Below are 4,240 nucleotides of genomic sequence, written 5' to 3'. Positions count from 1 at the left end.
CCCAGAACATCCCATTCATCACACTGCGGTGTTCAACATGTGGACGTCCTGCCTGCCCTGAACGTACAGGGGGCAAACAAGATTCTATCAATATCCAAGCATCATCAGAAATGTCGTAACGTGCCACCATTTTGTTCCTGCATCGAAATCAATCAGATAATAATACTATTAATTGATATTAAGGGACACAGCCTAACATCAAAGGACGTACTGCATTGTTGAAATCGTCGAGTGAATCATAGTGTGCTTCAGAAACCTTAACGAAATGCTCACGCAAAATATATTTGCGTTGCTTGTCGATAATATCAGCCAACCATGCACTCAAACGTTCATTATTTAACTCTTTAGCTTTAGCAAATGAGTAATGAAGATCTTCAGCATTTAAATATTCGTTCAGACCAAAAGACTCAAATTGTTCGCTAACTTTTTTATTAAACTCTTTTTTGTCTTTTACCATACGGATAACAGGAAAAGATCGCAGCATTTCTACCTCTTTGTTAAAATCAATTTCTTTAACATCTAATTTCTTGCAATTCACATGGTAATATTTACTGTCTATAGAAACCATATTGCCAATGCTTTGCAACGGAGTTAACGCATTAAGCTTTAACACTATTGCTTTATCCCGCTGAAATACTACTGCAAATTCTGCGTCACTATTTTCATCATTGAAAGCGTTTCGCAGGTCTTTATAGATTTCCTCAGACTTAGCTTCGCCATAGATGCTTGCATAAGTTTGAGACAGGGCTAACGCGAGGGCATGGTTATCTTTGGGGTTTAAAGTTGTCATGTTTAGTACCTATACACATAATTTAGTCAACAATCAGACACTGTCGTGTATTGATTGAATCTAGACTTTCGTCTGTCGTTTATCTCCCGTAGAAAATAAACCGCCTGATTTTAAACTGATCTGGCATTAGACAGTACGCAACTTGCTATAGCTCCAATTGGAACTATAGACTCGTTACGATTTGAGAAAGTCGGATTAGCCGGACTATAGATGTGCGAAATCGCATCAGCGACAAAAGTAAACTTTATTACTTTTTACGGTGATGTCCTTCAGCCTGATATCAGAGCTGGCCGCTTTTGTCGGCTAAAGTTTGAAAACCCGTTTTGATGGGTCTGGAGCTGTTTCAGGGCGGGATTCCACTTTGTATTTAATTTAATCAAAGATAAGTTGACTACGGAATTCCCCTGACCAAATGGCTCTTCGACGTTTAGCCGCCTGACTGTCTTTTATACTGGTATTCTGTTTAATCACACTTAATGCAATTCGGTTAAAAAGCGCCATTTGTGCAGCCCCATCAGGATCTTTGAGTGAGATAGCATCTTCTCGAAAAGTGACATCTAATACCCAATGCAACTCGTTTTCCACCGACCAGTGCCTTCTTATTGCCTTAGCCACGATTTCCGCCTCCAACGGTAGCGAGCTGACATACCAGCGTGAATCACGATGGGGAGGCTGACCTTTTACGCTTCGTTCACTGACTACTTCAATAACACTTTGTATTGAAGGCCATTGCTGCCGAAGGACCTCCGGCAATACGGCACGAATTTGCATGACATGCCGAAATTCTGTCCGTCCATGACCGCTATTTTTCTGCGTAAATTCAACAAGCTCATCACTCTCATAATGCGAAGCAAAATACGATTTGACCCATTCATGGAGGGTCTTTTGATTGCCTTTGAGGCCGACAATAAAATCACCGCCGCGCTGAGTAATTAATGCAAGGGTTTCTTTCTGGCAATGCAGGGCATCCATAGTGACAATCGCGCCATCAAGCGCCAGTAATTCAATCAATTGTCTGGCAACCGGACCTTCCTGACCTTTGCTTTCGGCTGCCTGATGGTATAGGGCTACACCGGATTCAACATCATAAGCACTGACCACATGCAGGGCTTCAAATAATGTCCCCTTACAGGTTCCTCTCAGGGTTTTTCCATCAATGGCGATAAGACTTTTTCCTGCCCTGACCCGACGCTGGTTGATCCAGGCATAAAAGGCTTCAACCAGTGCATCTTGCTCTATCATTTTGATAATATTAGCAATACAGTGACGACGGGGAATACCGTGAGTAAAATGCGTGTATTGTTTAAGCCACTCGCTCTGTAATTCACCAAATTCCTGAATCGATTTCCAGCCAGAAGCGCCGCATAATACAGCGGAGAAGGCTAAAAAAATCACATCCATTAATTCATGTTTTTTATTGATATCAGAACGGGGGTCTTCTATCTTGCTGATAAAATTAAAAATACTCATCATTAGGATCGCTTTTTTATGGAAGAGAGAGATCTTAACGTTTTAATGAGAGAAATGCCTATAAAAAGTCATGTTCTGATTTTTATTTAACCAAAATAACCTTATTAAAAGTGTGAGATCCCACCCTAGGAGCTGTTTAGTACTGCGTTTAAGTCTATTTAATTTGTAGGCACTGCTTTATTTTTAATTTTTTTATCTAGCATCTAATATATACATCAATAAATGTCAGATGTAAATACTGTCCTAGTTATTAATTTATTCCTCGTCACCATTCCTTATTAATTATAACTCTGCATTCTATATATCTTTTTTAAAGTAGATGATTTCGCAGGATCTTAATTACTCCCTAAATCATCGTAAAAAATTTACCACTCCCCGGTACTGCAATAATCATGTTATTTCTATTCATATTGGGCATGATTCTTTTATGTTCAGATGTGGCATGCCCATACGTCCCTCTTTAGTTTTACAAAATGATTATAACCCTTAGTAAATTCCCTCTTGCCGATTACTGGCGCAAATTTTATCTTGGCGCATAGCAACTTTTTGATTTTTTCTGCGTAAATAGGCGTTAGCTTTCTTTACGTTTATGAAATAATTCAGTTACTAACCAAGTAAAAGGAATTTATATGAACTTTTTCAATACCTCATCTCTGTTCGCATCCGCAACTGCTGCGCTTTTGCTGACCGGCTGCGCGACAAATGTAGGAAAAACGCCTGAAACAGCTCAGTACAGTAAAACCCATGGTATTTACTGGCATAAAAATCTTTCTTACTCAGTTGCCAAGAACGCATACTCACTTGCGGGTGTTGATGTGGATTTTGCAGAAACAGAAATTAAGCCTGGTAGCTCGGATGAAGCAGGTATTTCAAAGTACCTGATAAACGGTACGATGGGCTACGTGACAGGTGGCATTAAGGGGCTAAGCATTATGACTCTTGCTTCCCTTTACTCGAAAGAAGATGCCGAGCGCATGGTAATGGAACACTTGGTTGTCTTTGTTTCTAACCCAACGAATCTCCCATTTGATGACCCCAAACTGGTTAAAGATGGGGCCAGATATGCCTTCACCTTCGTAAAAGATAGTGGCGCTAAGCGAGGCTTTGTGCTGGATAAACAACTGAAAGCGATTGATGAATGCCAGATCAGCACTTCCATAATGGCGAAATTCGACAGTTGTGTATTAGCTACAACACCATCAAAAGATACCGCTTTTGGTAACCGAGTATTTGATTACCAAACGATTCGTCCGGCTACTGGACAGGAGCTGTCTCAACTCAATTTGCCTAAAGGTAATTATTCCCTCATCCGTTATACGCTGATCCCAACAACGATGGACGAAAGTTCTAAAGGATTTAATGGCTTCATTTTACGTCCTGACAATCCGAAAACCTCTCCTCGCATGCCGAGCGTATCTATTAATGGGAAAGATTACTATTTGTTCTCAGGTGAAACGGGGAATAAAGGGTTCCCGGAAAAAACACTGGTTGGCAAATGGTGATGTAAAATTTGGGATAAAAGAAAAGGGCCATTTCGGCCCCTTTTTTAATATTTTGGTAACTCCTTACCTGTCAACGGATCTTTGCTGGTCGACCCAACCTCACAAATCGCCGGACGAGGGAGATAACTACAATCCACATTTTCTTCTTTTATCGCCTGAGTTTGCTCAAGTCTGGCCTTAATCATATTATCTTCTCCTTCCATCGCCTTAATCGTGCGATCTGTTGTCCCTATATAACCTCAGCTTCGTTTAAAAATAGCGATATCACAATCCCGTAAATTCAAGCTCGGTTTTTTAGGTTGGAATGTATAAGCAATTAGGCCAGCGACGATTTCCAATAAAAAACCGAGCTGACTGCGGTGTCTTGAATGCTCTATCTGAGAAATATTTTTAAGCTGATCCACGACCGTTTCTATCAAAAATCTCCTTCTTAACATCAGCTTATCCCAGAGAGATAATTCTTTTGCCTTCATGTTAT

General features: G+C 40.4%; 4 protein-coding genes and 1 pseudogene. 1 reads left to right on the top strand and 4 read right to left on the bottom strand.

Annotated features, from left to right (window positions below):
• Positions 1–178 precede the first annotated feature (178 nt).
• Entirely contained in the window at positions 179–790 is a 612-nt protein-coding gene (locus tag EAE91_RS23045) for a hypothetical protein (protein WP_214090484.1), read from the bottom strand.
• 372 nt (positions 791–1,162) lie between these two features.
• Positions 1,163–2,260 (bottom strand): ISAs1-like element ISPlu18 family transposase, encoded by a 1,098-nt coding sequence (locus EAE91_RS23040; protein WP_214090485.1) that lies wholly within the window; start codon positions 2,258–2,260, stop codon positions 1,163–1,165.
• A 629-nt stretch (positions 2,261–2,889) separates the two neighbouring features.
• Between EAE91_RS23040 and EAE91_RS23035 the strand changes: the two genes are divergently transcribed.
• On the top strand, positions 2,890–3,762 hold the full coding sequence (locus EAE91_RS23035) for a hypothetical protein (RefSeq protein ID WP_214090483.1): 873 nt from the start codon (positions 2,890–2,892) through the stop codon (positions 3,760–3,762).
• Positions 3,763–3,806: 44 nt separating this feature from the next.
• Here the strand turns inward: EAE91_RS23035 and EAE91_RS23030 are convergent.
• Positions 3,807–3,986 (bottom strand): annotated as a pseudogene (locus EAE91_RS23030) (hypothetical protein); the annotation flags it as partial.
• Positions 3,987–4,001: 15 nt separating this feature from the next.
• A partial coding sequence (locus EAE91_RS23025; protein WP_214088231.1) for a transposase occupies positions 4,002–4,240 on the bottom strand: 239 nt, incomplete at its 5' end.

Origin of the sequence: Photorhabdus noenieputensis (assembly GCF_018448935.1) — a bacterium.
GTDB lineage: Bacteria > Pseudomonadota > Gammaproteobacteria > Enterobacterales > Enterobacteriaceae > Photorhabdus > Photorhabdus noenieputensis.
This window is presented reverse-complemented; position numbering and strand designations above follow the sequence as displayed.

Excerpts from the sequence above, each read along its gene's own strand:
- EAE91_RS23045 (WP_214090484.1), bottom strand. The coding sequence starts at position 790 with ATGACAACTTTAAACCCCAAAGATAACCATGCCCTCGCGTTAGCCCTG.
- EAE91_RS23040 (WP_214090485.1), bottom strand. The coding sequence starts at position 2,260 with ATGAGTATTTTTAATTTTATCAGCAAGATAGAAGACCCCCGTTCTGAT.
- EAE91_RS23035 (WP_214090483.1), top strand. The coding sequence starts at position 2,890 with ATGAACTTTTTCAATACCTCATCTCTGTTCGCATCCGCAACTGCTGCG.